General features: G+C 55.1%; 13 protein-coding genes and 1 pseudogene. 2 read left to right on the forward strand and 12 right to left on the reverse strand.

Annotated elements, in window-relative coordinates; translation table 11 throughout:
- The first annotated feature begins 104 nt into the window (after window positions 1-104).
- Entirely contained in the window at window positions 105-1124 is a 1020-nt protein-coding gene (locus Poly41_RS12875) for an alpha-L-fucosidase (protein WP_146526601.1), read from the forward strand.
- 137 nt (window positions 1125-1261) lie between these two features.
- Here the strand turns inward: Poly41_RS12875 and moeB are convergent, their stop codons facing one another.
- From moeB to Poly41_RS12895, 4 genes are read right to left on the reverse strand one after another with little or no spacing between them, the layout of a single operon-like run.
- Window positions 1262-2434 carry a molybdopterin-synthase adenylyltransferase MoeB gene (moeB, locus tag Poly41_RS12880; RefSeq protein WP_146526602.1) on the reverse strand — a complete coding sequence of 391 codons (1173 nt, stop codon included), beginning with the start codon at window positions 2432-2434 and terminating at the stop codon, window positions 1262-1264.
- Window positions 2435-2436: 2 nt separating this feature from the next.
- Entirely contained in the window at window positions 2437-2751 is a 315-nt protein-coding gene (locus Poly41_RS12885) for a MoaD family protein (RefSeq protein WP_197231293.1), read from the reverse strand.
- Entirely contained in the window at window positions 2720-3481 is a 762-nt protein-coding gene (locus tag Poly41_RS12890) for a HesA/MoeB/ThiF family protein (RefSeq protein ID WP_146526603.1), read from the reverse strand. The genes Poly41_RS12885 and Poly41_RS12890 overlap by 32 nt, the downstream gene beginning before the upstream one ends.
- A 37-nt stretch (window positions 3482-3518) precedes the next feature.
- Window positions 3519-4583, reverse strand: a complete 1065-nt coding sequence (locus tag Poly41_RS12895) for a hypothetical protein (protein WP_146526604.1) — start codon at window positions 4581-4583, stop codon at window positions 3519-3521.
- A gap of 172 nt (window positions 4584-4755) precedes the next feature.
- Here Poly41_RS12895 and Poly41_RS12900 point away from each other — a divergent pair, with 172 nt between their 5' ends.
- Window positions 4756-7962: an outer membrane protein assembly factor BamB family protein gene (locus Poly41_RS12900; RefSeq protein ID WP_146526605.1), complete on the forward strand. Its 3207-nt coding sequence runs from the start codon at window positions 4756-4758 to the stop codon at window positions 7960-7962.
- Between the two features lie 13 nt (window positions 7963-7975).
- On the opposite strand, the gene Poly41_RS12905 is transcribed toward Poly41_RS12900, so the two are convergent.
- The 8 genes and pseudogenes from Poly41_RS12905 to Poly41_RS12940 all read right to left on the reverse strand — a co-directional run bounded on the left by Poly41_RS12905 (window position 7976) and on the right by Poly41_RS12940 (window position 17785).
- Window positions 7976-9457 carry a sulfatase gene (locus Poly41_RS12905; protein ID WP_146526606.1) on the reverse strand — a complete coding sequence of 494 codons (1482 nt, stop codon included), beginning with the start codon at window positions 9455-9457 and terminating at the stop codon, window positions 7976-7978.
- A gap of 1 nt (window position 9458) precedes the next feature.
- On the reverse strand, window positions 9459-9914 hold the full coding sequence (locus tag Poly41_RS34890; RefSeq protein WP_231615633.1) for an alpha/beta hydrolase: 456 nt from the start codon (window positions 9912-9914) through the stop codon (window positions 9459-9461).
- Between the two features lie 649 nt (window positions 9915-10563).
- Window positions 10564-10959 (reverse strand): annotated as a pseudogene (locus tag Poly41_RS34895) (sulfatase-like hydrolase/transferase); the annotation flags it as partial.
- Window positions 10934-12619 (reverse strand): hypothetical protein, encoded by a 1686-nt coding sequence (locus tag Poly41_RS12920; RefSeq protein WP_146526608.1) that lies wholly within the window; start codon window positions 12617-12619, stop codon window positions 10934-10936. The pseudogene Poly41_RS34895 and the gene Poly41_RS12920, both read right to left, overlap by 26 nt.
- Window positions 12619-14121 carry a sulfatase-like hydrolase/transferase gene (locus Poly41_RS12925; protein ID WP_146526609.1) on the reverse strand — a complete coding sequence of 501 codons (1503 nt, stop codon included), beginning with the start codon at window positions 14119-14121 and terminating at the stop codon, window positions 12619-12621. The genes Poly41_RS12920 and Poly41_RS12925 overlap by 1 nt, the downstream gene beginning before the upstream one ends.
- Before the next feature lie 99 nt (window positions 14122-14220).
- Complete coding sequence (locus Poly41_RS12930) at window positions 14221-15720, reverse strand: sulfatase family protein (RefSeq protein ID WP_146526610.1); 1500 nt, start codon at window positions 15718-15720, stop codon at window positions 14221-14223.
- On the reverse strand, window positions 15717-17261 hold the full coding sequence (locus Poly41_RS12935; RefSeq protein WP_197231294.1) for a LamG-like jellyroll fold domain-containing protein: 1545 nt from the start codon (window positions 17259-17261) through the stop codon (window positions 15717-15719). The genes Poly41_RS12930 and Poly41_RS12935 overlap by 4 nt, the downstream gene beginning before the upstream one ends.
- Window positions 17258-17785, reverse strand: a complete 528-nt coding sequence (locus Poly41_RS12940) for a sigma-70 family RNA polymerase sigma factor (RefSeq protein WP_146526611.1) — start codon at window positions 17783-17785, stop codon at window positions 17258-17260. The genes Poly41_RS12935 and Poly41_RS12940 overlap by 4 nt, the downstream gene beginning before the upstream one ends.
- Window positions 17786-18024: the final 239 nt, after the last annotated feature.

Here is an 18024-nt window from a genome sequence, read left to right on the forward strand (position 1 = left end):
GGTGAATCCATGATCGAACGAATGTGTTGTGCGAAACGATGCGTTAGAGCGGCATGGATCCAGATTGCGTAACGAGAGACTTCGTCGGAAAGGAAGGATGAACAATGAAATTAGGGTTAGCAGCACTGTGTGTGATATCGGGGATGATCGGATCGGCTCATGCCGCACCGCCCGAAGTCAATAAGGCTAAACTCCCCGACGCGGTCCGCGCCGAACAACTGCGTGAGATGAAGTGGGGCATGTTTATCTGTTGGTCGTTCAGTACGTTTTCGGGCCAAGAATGGACGCTGACGAGCGACAAAGATGCGTCCTACTTCAAGGCGACCGGGTGTGACACCGACCAGTGGTGCCAAACTGCGAAGGAGGCCGGTATGGGATACATTCTGTTTCTTGCCAAGCACCATGACGGGTTTTGTCTTTGGGATACGAAGACCACGGACAAGAAGGTCACCAACAGCCCGCTCGGCATCGATGTGCTGGCGAAGTTGCGGGAGTCCTGCGACAAGCACGGGATCAAGCTCGCGCTGTATTTCTCCGAGGGTGATTGGAACTGGCCCGCTGCGGTTGATGGCAAAGGCCGCGGTGGCGGCAGTCATCCTGAGGTGAAGAAGGCCCAGCTTGAAGAGCTGCTGACCCGCTACGGCCCCATCGAGTTCTGGTGGATGGATCATGCCGTTGGCACGGGGGGACTGTCACATCAAGAAACGGTTGAGTGGATGCATCAATTCCAGCCCAACACGTTCGTCGGCTTCAATCATGGGGAGCCCGCAGGTCGCCTTTGCCTGCGCGAAATGGGGCGGCCTGGAGAACTCGGTGACGCCAGCGCAACCAAGTACAACAAGGACGCCGAGGCGGCCTACCCGGGCTATCTTGTCGCCGAGTTCACGTATCCCATCCTTCCGCCGCACAAGGGCGGGGCGATGTGGTTCTACTCGTTGCCCGAGCACGACAACCTTTGTCATCCAGCGACCAAGTTGTTCCAGGACTACCAGGGGGCGATCGAATACGGCAACATCTTTTCGATCGATATCGGCCCCAACGACGCCGGCAAGATCCGAGACATCGATGTCAAGACGCTGAAACAAGTGGGTGAAATGATCCAAACGAGTGCTCAACAACGCTAATAACCTGATGATAGGGAACCGCTTGAATACACATGGTTCCTGACCGCCGCGGCGATTGACGAATTTGCCTGTCACGTCGCGGCGTCGGGTACCCTCCGCACCCTGAAGGGACAAGGGACCTCGAGCCTCCGTCGACTCTAGCCCTTTGGCATGAACGGATCGATCTGTAAGCTCCAGGCATCAAGCCCTCCAGCCAAATTCTTGACATCGGTGAAGCCCAAGTCAAACAAGATCGATACCGCCTGGGCACTTCGGCTGCCCGACTTGCAATGGACGATGATCGGCGTGTCACGATCCAGTTCATGATGCCGCTGTGATAGCCGGCCTAACGGAATCAGGATCCCGCCAAGGTTGCAAATTTCGTACTCGTGTGGTTCCCGGACATCGAGCAACTGAAAGGCATTGCCCGACTTCATTCGTTGTTCCAACTCTTTCACTTCGATCTCCGGTGTTTGCGCAGAGCGGGGCGATTCGGCCGCTCCGCAGTGGACGGGACCGCATAATCGATGGTGGTCAATCAAACTGGTTATCGTGGGATGATCGCCGCAAACGGGGCAATTCAGGTCTCGGCGAACTTGCATTTCACGAAACCTCATCTCAAGGGCATCCAGAAGCAACAATCGCCCTGAAAGCGATTCTCCTCGACCAAGAATGATCTTGATTGCCTCGGTTGCTTGGATCGTTCCGATGATGCCCGGCAACACTCCCAAAACGCCTCCTTCGGCACAGTTTGGCACAGCACCCGGCGGTGGAGGTTCGGGATACAGACACCGATAGCAGGGGCCGCGTTGTTGGCCTTGAATGTGCCCGAATAAGGATGCTTGCCCTTCAAACTGGAAAATCGAACCGTAGCAATTGGGGATCTTCAGCAGAACACAAACATCATTGACCAAATAGCGCGTGGCAAAGTTATCGGTGCCGTCAATCACGACGGAATAGTCGACAACGATCTGCTTGGCGTTCTCGGAATTCAATGCGTGCTTGTGCTGATCAACATGAACGAACGGATTGATTTCATGAATCGCCTCAGCAGCGGAGTCGACTTTCGATCGACCAACATCACGCGTACGGTGAATGATCTGGCGTTGCAAATTCGAAGGATCGACCCTATCAAAGTCAACGATCCCTAAACGTCCCACACCCGCAGCGGCAAGGTAGAGGGCAACCGGCGATCCCAACCCGCCTGCACCGACGATCAGCACCGAAGCATCACGCAGCTTTTTCTGTCCCTCCAAGCCGACATCCGGTAAACTCAAATGGCGGGCGTATCGGATGGCCTCTTGCTGCGAAAGAGCCTGCTCATTGTTCATCCTTATCCTCCCGCGATCGCGGGAACAAGCAGTACTTCATCACCCTGTTTCAGCACGGTGTCGACGTCCTGGAGATCACGTATGTTTTTATCATTGACAAACACATTGACATAGGACGCCAATCGACCACCGTCATCGAAAAGCTGGGTCGCGAGTTCAGGATACTGTTGCTGCAAATGAACTAGCAGCTGGGCAACGTTCGCGCCAGCGAGCTCAATCATGGGTTGGTTGTCGGTGTGTTTGCGAAGTACCGTTGGAATCCTTACCTTCAAAGTCAGGTCGTCCTTAAAACGAGGAAAGATGTTTGCAGTGTTCACAATCGCCACGCCGATTGACCTTTAGCGTCCGAAAGGTCATGTCTCGCAAATCCATTGTAAGCAAACGGCCCGCCATCGATTCACCGATCCCGGCGATGACCTTTATGGCTTCCATCGCCCCCATGCAGGCGACCGTTCCCGAAACGGCGCCAAAAACGGGGAACTGTCGTTTCCAGGATGGCGGTGCTTCGGGGAAAATACATTTCAGGCAGGCCGATTGCCCCGGCAAAACCGTCGTCAATTGAGCCTCGAGCTCGTACATCGCACATTCGACAAGTGGTTTTCCTTGCTTCACCGCCTGCTCGTTCATCAGGAACCGCTCGGGGAACAGCGGCGCGCAGTCCACAACAACATCGCTCTGCTGAACCAACCGAGCCACGTTGGACTCCTTCACATTCTCAGCGACAGCTACGATTTCAAGTCGAGGGTTCAGTTCCAGCAAACGTCGCTCGACCGACTCGATTCGAGGTTTGCCAATCCAATCGTGAGTCATCAACAGTTGTCGATTCAAGTCGCTAGGCTTGACATTTCCAGCGTGAGCCAGAACGAGTTTGCCAACACCGGCTGCCGCAAGTTCGTAAGCCACCACGCTGCCAACGCCGCCGACTCGTGAAACCATCACCGATGCGTTTTTAAGTTTCTGTTGGCCCAACTCAGCAAAATCGGGGACCCACATTTGCCACTGATAGACGGCACGTTCGTGGTCCGTAAGCGATGGACGATCCGTCATGAATGAATGCCTTCGTGATACAAAATGCGAACAACGTTCAACGCTTTTGGCGACCTGGTGGGATCGTCAGCAAGACAGGATCGAGGGGCGGTTCTGGCAGCGCCGTGCTCAACTTGGATCCGCGAAGCTCCTTTTCCCAATCGACTGAGAGTAGCAGATCAAATCCTGGATTCAAGTCTTTGACTTGGCACGAACAGGGGCCGACAATGAAACTTGATGCTATCGCAATCGTATCAGGCGAAATACCTTTTCCCACCAACGCATACAGCACGCGTCCTCGACCGAGCACGGGAAAGGCCATCGGTTGTTGGATCGTTTCCAAATCCGACTCGCTACGAAGCAAGGAATTCAGCAAGAATTGTTCGCGAGCGTCATCACGCTTGACCGTTACAATCGAAAACCCAAGACGTAATTCGATGTCTGCCGCTTCAATCAATACACTGCTCAACTCCATTTCTTCTGCGGAGGGTAGTGAGAGCCGGCTCTGATCCAGTTGGACTTGCTTCCTTAGTGTTTCCAAACCTGCACGGTCTTGTTGCTCGTCGCCACAAGGAACAAAAATCCAGACAGCGGAATCGCCAGCAAGCAAACGCTCGGTGACCTGTTTTCGGGCGGGCGAGTTGACAACCGACTCTGCAACGAAGGCGTTCAGCGGGATAACTTGCACGACACGGTCGGGGACTTCTTCCGCTTGCGGTGGATACAATAACAGGACGATGGGACCACCCGACTTGCCGTGTTGCTTCCACAGGGCGGCGAGACGCAAATTTGCGATCTGCCGATGGGCGACAGGATCGTCGTTGGAGAACACGTTTTCACCTGACGATTGATTTTGGGTTAGCGACGATGGGGCTCGCAATTCCGAAACAGACAGCGTTCGGGGTTTGACATTCGCGATACGCTTGGGATCGGTTGTCTTTGCCCAAATCGCATCGATTCGAGCTTGGTCTTGCTGGCTGAGCGGTTCATCATGCAAAACCAGAATCTCGTAGTTGTCTGAACTCCACTGCTCTAAAGCGTATCGAAATACTGGAACTTGGCACGCGTAAGTCGCCGTTACAAGGAGTATCGTCGCCAAAGTGGCTTGAAAGAGTCGCTTCATTTTGGCTGCCAGCATTGTTAAGCAAACAAAAGTATTTCGGAAATGCCCGGTCGGTAACCGTCACGCAACACTGCGGATGGTAGACTGGTTCGTGCGTTAAACCATACCCTCGCAACCGTCGTGAGGGAACAAACGGGCAAGAGTACCTCATTGTCACACAAGTGGATCACCTATGAAAGCTCGACTCGCAGTCTATTGGGATTTGTTGACAATGACCCTGTTGATCGGCTTCGTCTTGTCGCCATTTTGTCATGCCCAAGACGCGAATGTCAAACACACTGTCGCTACTGCCAACGCTGCGGACACCTCAGGGCGGCAAAGCCACAGCGAATCGAGCTACCGGTCGGAAACGAGTGGGCACCCGATAGCAAGGTATCGCCCAATGTCTGATGTAGGGCTGCAGGGTGGATTGATTGTTCAGCTTGGCGGTCAAGACACCACCTCTGCGGCGGAGCTAAGTTTAACGGGGCGTTACTTGATTCATCTGCTGGATCCGGATGAGGCGACGACGGGAACGGCGCAGCAAAGTATACGGGCGAACGGACGTTACGGATTGGCGTGGGCAGAACAGGCACGCGATCTGCAACGGCTGCCCTATTCCGAGAACCTTGTCAATCTGATTGTCCTTTGCGACTACTCGGTGCCAGCGACGGAATTGCTACGAGTTTTGACCCCAGGGGGTTGTGTACTGATCGCTAATCAGGCATTGCTTGATCGGTCTGAATTTGGCATCAAGGGTTTTTCGCCACCGGAACACGTCGGTGATCGGATCATCGTTCGCAAGCTCCGACCCGCCGAGATGGATCACTGGTCCCATCCACGTCACGCGGCGGATGGTAACGCGGTATCGCTTGATACAATGGTGGGTCCGCCCGAGCGCATCCGTTGGATCGCCGCCGCGACATCCGAAGTCGAAGGAATGGTGACGGCAGGTGGTCGAAACTTCTATGGCGGCGTCATGGCTCGCGACAGCTTCAACGGATTACGTCTTTGGCACCGCGATCTGACCAAGGCAGACGAAATCAACCCTATCGAGTTCGAGTTGCCTCGATTATCCGCTAACGTCTCGCGGCCGATTGCTTCCGACAAATGGTTGTTCGCGTCGTTGAAGAACCAACTGGTTGCACTCGATGCGGCGACGGGCGATGTGTCGAACAAGTTTGCGAAGGTAAAAATCCCGCGAGCGTTTCTGTTCGATGGGTTTCGTATTATTGCCGCCGACGACGATTCCGTGCGTGCTTTTGATGCAAAATCAGGCGAACAGCTTTGGAGCGTGCCAATTTCAGAACCACGAAACGTGATCGCTGACGGCGAGGTCATCGCCTTGCTTTATGGGCGAGTGAAACGAGGTGAAAAGGCGACCGTCGTTGTCCTCGATGCCAAGACGGGCGAACGAAAATGGACTCGCGATGACTATCCTTGGTTGATTCGGACGACACGCACCGTGCTAGGCAGTGGCCAATTGGTGTTCGAGGTGTCGACGCTTAGCGATCATGACGACGGCAACGCATTGCATGTCGTCTCGGCGGCCGACGGCGAGCATGAATGGTCTAAGGAATATGCGCCTGCGATGAATCATGCCCGGCAAGCGAGAGCCATGTTTCTGAAGGACGATTTATGGATTCTGCATGGCGGAAAGGTCAACACCGATGAGAAAGAAAAGCTCGCTCGAATCCAACCGCAGATTTCCGCACTCGATCCGCTGACCGGTGAAGTGCGTCGAACATTGAACGCAGGGTTGACCCACTGCTTTCCACCGGTCGCCACCGCGCGCTATATGTTTGCGGGTGAACTGGACATGACCGATCTTCAATCCGGTGAAGTGATTGCGAATCGGATCACGAAAGCCAACTGTTCGCGAGAAAGCGGATGGATACCGGCGAACGGCTTGGTTTATACGACACCCAAGCATTGCACCTGCTGGCCCATGCTGCGAGGTTTTGTCGCGATGGCATCCGAAACGACCGGAGAAACGGTGGCTAACCGACCGTTGGACCAAATTGATTTTCTGTTGGAGAAGGGCCCTGCCGAACCCGATCCGTATGCCGCCGAAACGGAGCCAGACGATTGGCCGCTGTATCGGCATGACCGTTGGCGGAGTGCAAGTACCGTGTCGGCCGGCCCGAACGTTTTGGATCAGAAATGGACAGCTCGTTTGATGGACGAACTGCAGCCCGAGGCAAAGGTTTCCGGGCCGATTTTGCACGATTGGAAAGACAACCCCGTCGTCAAAGGCCCTCTGAGTGCTCCCACGATCGCCGATGGGACTGCGTTTGTGACTCGGCCGAATGCTCACGAGTTGATCGCGATTGACACGGCGTCGGGATCGGTTCGGTGGCGATTCACGGCCAACGGGCGTCTCGATACACCGCCAGCGATTCATCGCGGGCTCTGTTTGTTCGGTTCGGCTGCCGGTTGGGTTTACGCTCTTCGCGCTGACAATGGTGAATTGGTTTGGCGAATGCGGGCGGCCCCCACGGACGAGCGAATCGTCGTTTGTGGGCAAGTGGAATCACCTTGGCCGGTGCCTGGCGCGGTCCTTGTGATGGACGAGATCGCCTACTTTGCCGCTGGCCGACAACCGCTTGCCGATGGCGGCATTTTTGTCTTTGCGGTCGATCCGATGACAGGCAAACGGCATTGGGTCAAACGTGTCGATAGCGTTCCGCAAAAAGGCTTCTACGAGAACTCAGGATTGGAATTCGATCCGTTTGATATTCTGCATGCCGAGGGAGATCAGTTGGCGATGTCGCGTTGGATCTTGTCTCTAGACGGCAAGAACATCGACGTCGATAAATGGAACGCATTTGCGAAAATGAACACAGGCGACGGCGACGCGTGGGTGCCGCGTGGAAGTTGGACTTATGGGGCGAGACATCAAGATCGTTTTCCTGGTGAAGCGCCGCGCCGGCCGCTGGTCGTGTTTCGAGACGACAATGTTTACAGTTCGCTTGACGGCAGCACCGAGATTTTTCGGCGCGACTTTAATCTCGAAAAAGGCGATCAGTTTGACAGCAAATGGATCACCGGTTGGGAAGCGGGCAAGACGGCCAGGGCAGGTGGGAAGCCTTATCGCAACCATCGCATTGCCGTTGATTCGCTGTGGATCAAAGATCCGTTCACCGCGCCCGATGAAGTTCGGAAAGAGCCTGCGATCGGAACCCAACTTCATAACGATATACACGCCATGGCGCTTGCCGGTGATGGAAGGTTGTACGTGGTCCATCGCGATGGTCGTTTGAAGGTCGTCTCCACGGAAACCGGTTATGTGGAGAAAGAGACACTCGTTCCGCCACCTGCATGGGACGGTTTAGCGATCGCTGGGAAGTGCGTCTACTTGACTACTCAGGATGGAAGGCTGATTTGTCTCGGTGAGTGATCGGACATGAACACTACGATCGTTTTCTCGCGACAGCTCTCGCTTCTGCGTTGGCGAGGTTGATTCGCATCGCCCCGAGCGTCGTTGCATGCTCCGGTAGGACCGCGAGATTGGTTTGTTCGTGTGGGTCTTCACTTAAGTCATAGAGCTCTTCTCCGGTCGGCCACAGCGTGTACCGATAGCGTTGTGTGCGAATCGCTTTCCCCAGAGATTTTCCTCGAGTGACGACGGTATAGACCACTTCCTTTCCGCTCGCTGACGGATCACGGAGCATCGCGGTTAGGCTTCGACCTTGTAGTTCCGATGGCGGAGTCACGTCGCAGAGTTCCGCGAGGGTGGGAAACAGGTCGACGAGTTCGACCAAACCTTCGCTTGTGGAACCGGGTGTTGTAGCAAAATGCTCGACCGACTTTGGAACACGAATCACTAATGGCACTCGGTCACATTGTTCAAACAACATGACTTTGCCCCACATGAACTTTTCGCCCAGCAAATAGCCATGGTCCGAGGTCAGTACGACGATCGTATCGTCCCAATGACCACTCTGCTTGAGTGCGTGAAGGACGACACCGATCTGCGCGTCGATGAATGAGATGCAGGCGTGGTAAGCTTGCATGTATTCGCGACGGAGGGCATCGTTTTCGATGCCGAACTCAAATCCAAAGCCTTGGTATCGATTCGTCTGTGCAATCTTCGGCACCGTTTTCCAAAACTCCAGCGACGCGGGGGTGAACTGCAAGTCCGCCTTCGGGTAGAGGGCGAAATACTTGTCCGGTGCGAGGAAGGGAACATGCGGTTTTTGGATTCCGCAGGCCATGAAGAACGGTTTATCGCCGTTCGCTTTGTTTGCAAGCCATTCGCTGATCTGCCGAGCGTTCTTTCCATCCTTGTGTTGTTCGTCTTTGAGGCCAGTCGGTCCATAGCCAGGTTGTTGTCCACGCGTTTGCGGCGCGATGGTTGGGTAGAACTCTCGCCACAATTTCCGCGACTTGCCCGCTTCAATCGATCCGTGTTCCGCTTCAAACTTTTCGCGAATCGGAGTCACCATCGGCATCTCGTCATTCTCGAAACGCAGCATCTGATCCCATGCCACTTCGCCGGGATCAATCTTTTCGTTGTGAAAGACTTTGCCAACGGCTCCTGTCCAATAGCCTGATTCCTTGAACCGCTGTGGCATCGAGACGGTGCCCGGACGCACCTGCAGAATATCGGATGAATTGTCAAGAATGCCAGTCGATTGCGGATACAGTCCGTGCAGGAACGAAGCTCTGGAGGGACCGCATACCGGGTATTGGCAATACGCTCGGCGAAAGGTCATGCCATCTGCGGCCAGTCCATCGAAGGCGGGTGTGATGATGTGTGGATAACCGGATGTCGAAACGTGCGTGTTCAAGTCATCGCAAACAAGGAACAGAACGTTGGGGCGATCAGCGGCATCGATCCGCAAGGGGCATAGTGCGACCAACAGTAGTAAAGCAAAGAGACGTAGCGTCATATTATTCGTTCTCTGATTTGAGATGAATGGGGGATTTTAGTGTCGATTGAAAGAAGGCGTCGGCGGCGTTGAGCATCTCGTCAAACCAAATTTGCTTGCCGAGGAATGGATGCGGGGCGTCCTCGATAATGGTGAGTCCTGACTCGATGCCCAGCTCGTTCAGACGTCGTCGGAAGGCATCAGCGCGCGTGCTGGGGTCGTCGGTTTCGCCGCTGATGAACCAACACGGTGGGTCTGCATTATCGAGATGAGCAAGCGGCGAGGCGAGGCGATACGTCTCGGGCTGGTCGTCGAAGGAACCGCCGAGAAACTGCCTCCAGATCGTTCCGCGAGCCTCGATCGCAGAAATCTCGCGTGTGCGGGCAGAAAGGAAGTCGGTTTGAGCTCCCATCGGCACGGCTGCTTGAATGGCACTGCTGAATTCCGCTTTGCCTCCTTCGCCTTCCAGATCGTTCACGCCGGCGGACGTCGCCAGCAGGGCCGTTAAGTGCCCTCCGGCTGAGAGTGCGGTCGCCGTAACGGGCGTAGGTCACGTCGAGCTTCGAATCCAGACTGGCCAGCGTCGACATCGGAATCTCCGTTCGACCGTCCGCGTGGGGTTGCGGCGGAACCAAGCCAGCGGGACGCGCATCGAGCCGCATCTCTTCCTGGAACAAAATTGCCATGCCTCGCAACTTGCGAGTGATCTCCGGGTTACGCGCCCCATTCGATTCGCCTGGATCGTTTGCCAGGTTGTAGAGTTGCAGACTCGGATTCAAGACGAGTTTCCAATTCTGCCAACGCACCGCGGCAAGTGCACCTTGGCTGCCGTGATAGAAGAACGCGTCGTTGTATTCGTTCCGATTGATGATCGGCCCCCATTCGCCGGGTGGATCCCAACGTCGCCGCAGCGGAACCGCCGCGTTCAACGACTTCTTCATTCCAGGCGGAGGGACGATCGTCGTTTCACCCTTCAACAGCGGACTGATGTCTCGACCGTCGATAACACGGCCTTCGGGGACTTTGATCCCTGCTCGCGAATCGGCGCGATGGACCCAAGTTTCGTTGCCCACCCGGCGTGGATAACATCCAGTCAACAGCCCCGCTCGCGACGGGCTGCAAATCGGAGCCGCGGCGTAATAGTCCGTGAACCGAGTTCCCGCCTGCGCCAGCGCGTCGATGCGCGGTGTCTTGACTTCGCTTGCACCATAGCAGCCAAGATCGTAGTATCCTTGATCATCGACAAAAATGAAAACGATGTTGGGTGGTTGGGCAGCGGCCGCTGTGGTTGATGCGGAACAAAACGTGAGGAGAACGGCTGCGAATAGATGCACAAAAGGCAAGCAAGCCAATCCGAACTTAACCGGTGGCTTGCATGAAACGATTTGCGATTCGGCTTTGATGGCTTGGGCGAACAATTCTTGATGCATTCGATGCTTTCGGTGGGGTTGACTCAAGGATGCTTCGCGAAACGTGTGCCAACGATCGTAAAAGAGGTTAAGGTGAAGGACTTGGGTTGGCATGAAACAGATACATCGCACCGTACGTCCAGTTGCGTGATGGCATCCCAGGATAGTTTTGGCGATCCATCATCAGCGCGATGTACGGCGCTGGATAGCCATCGGGAAGCGGAATGATGTTTGGCCAAATCCGCGTCCCGGTGTTCTCGTTCCACGGGGGAAGGTGCATCTGCAACTCGCCAACCGGTTTCAGGTCCGGATAGGTGCGGATGTAGACCTTGCGATCGGCACTACCGAAGAAGACGTAGCGTGATGTGCCAATTCTCTGGATCAAGGTCCCCGTGCTATCCATCTCCACTGGACCCGCCAGACGTTGATAGTCACGATCCCAGGTGTCTGATTCCCACATTCCCGCTCGATACTTGCCCGCTTTCTCCGACAGCAGCAACCTCCATTTCCCGGTTTGTGAATCGAAGACGCCATGCGGGTCTTCGTGTTGACCGGTCAGCCCGACGGGGCGGGCCCGCATGATTGAAAATCCTCGCCGCGGATCGCGATCGCTCCATACCGCAAGGATTGCCTTTTCTTCTTGCTTTGATTTCGTGCCCAAAGCGCTGAAGCCGGTTGTCCAGCCTCGCCATTGTTTCGCGGTTTCGTCGTAGAACAGATGCGACGCGAGTTCATTGCGCCAAAGCCCATCGCCCATGTCGAAGACGATGATTCCCTCAAATCGAAGATCGAAAACTGAGGGGTTCATCGAGAACACGCCTTGCAGCGGATGTGGCAAAGCGCGACCTCGGACCGTCATTGTCAGCCACACACGGCCCTGATCTAAAAGTGGTTCTCCGCTCTGATTCGTGATGGCACGAATGTCGGCTTGGCCGCAGCCGGGTGTAAGGGCCGATAGGACCTCGTCAATTTGAGCAAAGGAGTTCGATTCAAGGTCACTGAACAACCGGAACTCATAGCGAGCGATCCGATCCTTGCTGCGCAATTCGAGATACTCATTGAAATCTGGGTACCCGATGAGATGCGACCTGCCTCGTGACTCGAGGTAGAGATTTGCGCCAACGGCCAACATCTGCACACGCAACCGCAAGGGCCCCTCTGTCGGAACTTCGGCCGGCCAAGCAAATTCTTGGCGGTTGACTACTTTGCCTTCATTTGTCACCACCCACTCAATTGTTTGGTAGCTGCTGTCTTTGGCCACAATGGACGCGGAAAGAAAAGTCGTGTGCTTGGTGTCGTGAAAACGCAGCCCGATTCGACCTGTTCCTTCGAATTGGTTGAGGACGAGTTCATAAGTTGCAAAGGGATTGAAGCCTCCGACCCAGCGCTGCGAAGATGCGCTGACGTCGCTGGTCGAGATTCGGAGTTTACCCCCATCGATCGAGTGTTGGGACTCGCTGGTTTGATCCCCGACCTCCGGATGCATCAAATCTAGACCTACGATCTGGCTTGGCTGCAAAGAGGCCAGCGGAATATGCTGCGACCGATCAAAAATCATTCTCCGCGTGGCCTGACGACGAAAGTCCAGGGACTGTGGAGCGATTTCAGGTGGCTGAGCGATTCCTTCTAGGCTGCAAACGCACTGCAGAAGCAGGGCGGCCAACACCACGAGGGATCGACACGGGAAGTCGTACCGATCACTTGTCATCTGACGCTTCTCTTGTTCTAAAGATCGATGATGCAGTTGTTTCATCAGCGTGATGAGTTGACGCACTATTTCTCGTCCTCTTCCAGATGTCTGCTACCTTCGAAGGCTCCCCACTGGACGCGTTCGTCGTACTCTTTGGCTTGCTTGTAGACTTCAGCATCGTAGTCGGGATTTGGCTTGGGAATGCGTGCACCGACCTGTTCAAAGTAGCTCATCATCTGGTCGTAAACCTGCTGGTGCTGGTCAGCGTGCGTCTCTGCAATGTTATGGACTTCACCCATGTCAATTGACAAGTCGAACAGCATCGGGACGTCGGGGCGATCATAAAAATGCAACAATTTTCGATCGCCAGAGACCACGGCAGAATGCGGCATGCCCGACCGATAGTGAGGATAGTGGAAGTAGAGATTGCGATGGAGAAAGTCCTTGTTTGGTACTGTACCCGCCATGTAGCTTGCGAGGCTGACACCGTCGATTTGCTTCAGGGATTCCGGATCGCCACCCGCCCAGTCGACGAACGTCGGCAGCAAGTCGTAATTGATGACGTTGCCATCAAATGCAGATCCCGCTTCGATGCCAGGGCCTTTCACGATCATTGGTACACGAATGCCGCCCTGCCAAACCCACCATTTCGCCCCGTGATGTGGCTGCGTGAGGCCCGGTAGGAACGAATGCCGATAGCCGTTGTCGGAAACCATGATCACATAGGTATTGCCTTCGATGCCCAACGCTTCGATTCGGTCGAGCACCACGCCAATTCGTCCATCGAGATCTTCTCCCATGCCCAGCCAGATTGCTGGGTCGGACTTGCGAGTGACTTCTTCCGCCGTCGTGCCGAGCTTCTCGTAATAGGCCTGGACCGCCGGATGGCGAACGTACTTTTCACGAGTCGCGGGTAGGCACTCACGGCCTTCGTGCATCGCATAGTGTGAGATTTGCAGGTAAAAGGGTTGGCGGGCCTTCACCTGATCCTCCATGAAGCCAATGGCCTTCTCCGTGACGCTGAACATTAGCTTGGGATCGGTCAGATCATCGGGTAGTCGTTGTTTGGCATTGTCCGGCAACGTGTTGCCCGGAGTGTTACTCGTGTCACCGTCGTGCAGCACGTAGCCCTCATCGCCTGGGTCACCACGCATATGCCACTTGCCAATATGAGCACTGACGTAGCCAAGCGGCTTCAAAGCTTCGGGGATGGTCACGGCGTTCTCGTCGATCGTCATGTCCGAGATACAAGGGACAACGGGAAAGCCCTTGTATCCCTTTTCGTCGTAGTACTCCTGTCCATGATCGTTCATGAAGACGGTGTAGCCGCTGCGCGGCGAGGACATTCCCGTTTGGATGCAAACGCGGGATGGCGAACATTGTGGTGATGCATAAGCGTTGCGGAACTTCATCCCTTCCCTTGCCAGACGTTCCACATTCGGCATCTGCAGCACGGGCATTCGCGAGTTTTCCATCGCGTCGTCCATTGGCACCGGCGAACCGTTCCACGCCCAGTCGTCGATGAACAGCAGGACGATATTGGGAGGCTGCTTGTCGGCAGCTTCGCAAACTGAAAAAATCGCCATGAGGCAAAACGCCGCGCAGGCGAGTCGGCGAGGATTCGGAAACCATCTTGCATTCATTTTGTTTTCTACGGTTAGGTCTTTTCTACGTGTTTGAACCGGTTATCGCGACCGACCACTATCTCGCTGCTTGTCGAGCAAAGCGGCCAACTGCTGTGCGATCTCGGGGTGTTCGTTGAGAACGTTGTTTGTTTCACCGGGGTCATCTTCAAGGTTATAGAGTTGGGCCACGAGTTCGTCTCGCTGTGGCGTCTTTTTCAAGCTGGGGCTTGGTTTGCCCTCGATGAACTTCCACGGACCACGGCGGATCGCAAAGTTGCCATTGGGGCTGTGAACAATCATCGAGGATCGAAGGGGTTTCGGCATCGATGTTCCAAGCATGGCTGGCAGCACATTAAAACTGTCCTCAGCGTTTTTTGCATCCGTCGGGATCGGCGGTTCGGTCAATGCGACAATCGTCGCGTACATGTCGACGAGACTGATCGTCTCGTCACAAGTCGTTGCCGCTGGAACGTGTTCAGGCCAGCGGGCAAGGAAGGGTACACGAAAGCCACCCTGATAAATGCTGTGCTTGCGGCCGCGTAATGCTCCGTTGCAACGCAACCCAGCTCGATACGCGACCGCTTCAGGACGCTCACCCTCATTGATTAGCACGCCGCCATTATCGCTGGTGAAAATAACGAGCGTATCGTCTGACACCTTCATGCGATCAAGCGTGTCTAGAATTCGACCCACCGATAGGTCCAACTCGTGAATCCAATCACCGTACAGCCCGCTGCCACTTTGGCCTTTCGTCTTTTCGGAGGGGGTGTACGGAAAATGGATGGCTACCGGAGCAAAGTACAAGAAGAAGGGCGTGTCCTCTTGCTGCTGCTGGAGCCAGCCAATTGCGTCGGTCGTCAGTTCGTCCATGACGTTTTCATCAACGCGTTGTGGAGCGTCGATTCCCATGTAGTCGCGTCCGTACGGGGATTGACCCGCTGGTACCGTTCGATCGCTGCGCAACCCGACAACCTCTCGATTGCGAACGTAGACGCCCGATGCATCGCCATGATTCTGAGGTACAGCGAAGTGATAGTCGAAACCAAGGTCCAAAGGCCCGGGGCTAAGTGGTTTCGTGAAGTCATGTGTCGTCGTTCCGTAACCGAGATGCCATTTGCCAATCGCCGCTGTCCGATAGCCAACCGATTTCAATAATGAAGCAAGGGTCGCACGTGAGGTGTCGATATGCAGCGGATCGGTTGTGTTGATGACCCCGTGCTTTTGATCCGTGCGCCAATCATATCGTCCGGTCAGCAAGCCATAACGTGTTGGTGAGCAGACGGACGAAGGCGTGTTGGCATCGGTGAAGCGTCTTCCCTCCTTCGCCAAGCGATCGATGTTCGGCGTGCGAAGATGTGACTCGTTCGCACCGTAACTGTTCAAACTCCCATATCCGAGGTCATCGGCAAGAATGATCACGATGTTTGGGCACTCTGCGGCCACGGATGTTGAAACAAAACTCAAAATCACGAGCAGCATAGCCAGACTCACCAGAAACTTGGGTGTCTTGGCTACGCCGGAAGCTTTGTCGACTTTCGCTACATCGGAATGTGATTTCATTCTATTCTTGCCATTTCTTCGAGTGCCGATTGATAAAGGTATGCGATGTCGTTCGCGCTGAGTGCTGTGTCGAACAATGCCAGTTCATCGATGCGACCATCCCACAAAGCAAGTCCGTCGCCGTTGGTTCCGAACCAGAGAGGTGTCGAAACGCTGTTGGCCATCTGCGAACATCGCGTCGATGCGACGAGTTGGCCGTTCTCGTAAATTTGAAGGCTTTTGCCATTCGCTGTGACGACCACGTGGCTCCACGTTTGAAGAGGTACCAAAACATCGCTGGCTACGGATTGCAAGTCATCGTTGGTTGTGCGGATCGTTGCTTGCATCCGGCGGTTCTTGTCGAGAGCCAATGAAAAATTGCCATCATCACCGCGAATGTTCGTCGCAACCGTTCCACCATGCGTTGGCGTTTCGAGGTAGACGAACACCGCTAGCGTGAACTGTCCGGCAATCAGCATCGGCGGAGTAGGAACTCGCCCGCCTCGTCCCGATGAATCAGCCCTCACCCTCATTGAACCGCCAGCAAATACGCCACTGGCATGCGGTGGACGAATTCCGTCTCCCATCAGGACGACGCCTGAGTAGGAAGGCGGCTCGGAGACGAGCCCTTTGTCACGGATCGCCATTCGGTAGAAGGCAGTGGGGGACAGTTGCTTTACCGAACGAGCGTAGTTTCGTTTTGGCTCGTCAAAATTGCGAATGAATCTGTCGCGGGCAATTTCAATCCCCACGGGAGCGACGGTTGTGTCTTCGATCTTGATCGCTTGGGAGGTTCGCAGGTCAACAGCGTCCCCCGCCTCACCGCCTTGTCGCGATCTCGGCTGGACGCGAACAAGCCCCTCGAACACATGCACCTCACTGGCCCCGGATTCGACATCGACGGAGAATTCAGTGCCGAAGTCAATGACTTTCGCCTCTGGCGTTTCCACCGTAAAACCGATGCCTTCGGCGGGCACGTTCGCAGACAGTCGACCGCAGTGCAGGACGATACGTTGACCACTTATTGCATCAAAACGAGCAGGAGCTTCAACGTAAACCATCACTCCGCCGTCGAAGCTTACATGCAACAGCCCTTTCTTGAGGTGATATGGTCCCGCCACCAGTCCCGTCGCATCCCAGTTCGAGCCACCCCGGGTTAAGACCGCATCAATTCTACTGATGACACTCGCATGGTACTGCCGTGATGACCTGGGTCGCGTATTTCCGCTTGGCATCATGAAAGCGATCAACAGACATGCGGCCGTGACAAGGGCAAGCGTTCCAAGCCCAAGCGTCGTCCGCGACACTCGCCAGTTCGAGGTACCAGGCTCCGCGGACATCGTGAGCGCACGGTCGAAACGAGAGTCTCTGTTCCTTTGTAATGCGGTTGATTGAATACGCTTGCGACGAAGTGTGCTCCGTAGATCGGCATGCAACTCAGCACGCCTCGCGAATCGTTCGAGGTTGGCGGGCACTTCTAACCATTGCGAAACAATGCCAACCTCGTCGTCGGAGAGCTCTCCATCCAGAAGTCGATCGATTCGTTTGTCGTCAACGGTCATGATGCGGTTTCCGATGAAATTCGTCGCTCCACGCAATCTGCGAGCGCAGTTCGAATGCGCATCAGGAGGACTCGAACCGACCCGCTTGTCGAATCCACTGTGTGAGCGACGTCTGCTGAGGATAGCCCCTCGACATAACGTAGGTCTAACAGTCGTCGAGACTTATTGGGGAGATCTTCCAAGCAGGCTTCCAGTGCTTCTCGACGACGGCTGCGACCCTCCGCCTGCTCAGCGATGGTCTCGGCAAGTCGCTTCAGCAACCGGTCTGAAAACACCATCCGATTCCGTCCCTGTTTTCGGTAGTAATCAATCACCCTCGACTTGGCAATCCACAGTGCCCAACCCACAAAGGGTCGCTCGGGGTCGTATTCATCGAATCGCCGGGCCAGGGTTTGGGCCACTTGCTGGACCACATCCTCCGCGTCGTGGAAACCTGTAATTGACGCGAAGATGTATGCAGAGACCGAGGGTTCGGCCTTCAGCCACGCCCGCGCAAATTCTTCTCGCTTAAGGTTTTCTTCCATTCTTCGTCCAGCACTGAAAAGTCGCGATTTCGGTTGTATGCCGCTACACGCCTCGATTCGTTAACAAGAATCTCTTGAAAGACTAAAAAACTTGAATTTCGCGTGAATCGTTTGATTCAACGAACATTCGTCAACGTACCTGGCCGCAGCCGTCGAGCTCGCTCGGATGGTTGGTCCTTTGACGAGGCCATTCACTCATTGTAACTTAGCAACATTGGGATTCCTCCGTTGGCTGGGGC

Origin of the sequence: Novipirellula artificiosorum (genome assembly GCF_007860135.1) — a bacterium.
GTDB lineage: Bacteria > Planctomycetota > Planctomycetia > Pirellulales > Pirellulaceae > Novipirellula_A > Novipirellula_A artificiosorum.

Bases quoted from the DNA above. Each gene is read 5' to 3' on its own strand.
- Poly41_RS12935 (WP_197231294.1), bottom strand. From the start codon at position 17,261: ATGACCGTTGACGACAAACGAATCGATCGACTTCTGGATGGAGAGCTC.
- Poly41_RS12905 (WP_146526606.1), bottom strand. From the start codon at position 9,457: ATGACGCTACGTCTCTTTGCTTTACTACTGTTGGTCGCACTATGCCCC.
- Poly41_RS12890 (WP_146526603.1), bottom strand. From the start codon at position 3,481: ATGACGGATCGTCCATCGCTTACGGACCACGAACGTGCCGTCTATCAG.
- Poly41_RS12925 (WP_146526609.1), bottom strand. From the start codon at position 14,121: ATGGCGATTTTTTCAGTTTGCGAAGCTGCCGACAAGCAGCCTCCCAAT.
- Poly41_RS12940 (WP_146526611.1), bottom strand. From the start codon at position 17,785: ATGGAAGAAAACCTTAAGCGAGAAGAATTTGCGCGGGCGTGGCTGAAG.
- Poly41_RS12900 (WP_146526605.1), top strand. From the start codon at position 4,756: ATGAAAGCTCGACTCGCAGTCTATTGGGATTTGTTGACAATGACCCTG.
- Poly41_RS12930 (WP_146526610.1), bottom strand. From the start codon at position 15,720: ATGAAATCACATTCCGATGTAGCGAAAGTCGACAAAGCTTCCGGCGTA.
- Poly41_RS12895 (WP_146526604.1), bottom strand. From the start codon at position 4,583: ATGAAGCGACTCTTTCAAGCCACTTTGGCGACGATACTCCTTGTAACG.
- Poly41_RS12875 (WP_146526601.1), top strand. From the start codon at position 105: ATGAAATTAGGGTTAGCAGCACTGTGTGTGATATCGGGGATGATCGGA.
- moeB (WP_146526602.1), bottom strand. From the start codon at position 2,434: ATGAACAATGAGCAGGCTCTTTCGCAGCAAGAGGCCATCCGATACGCC.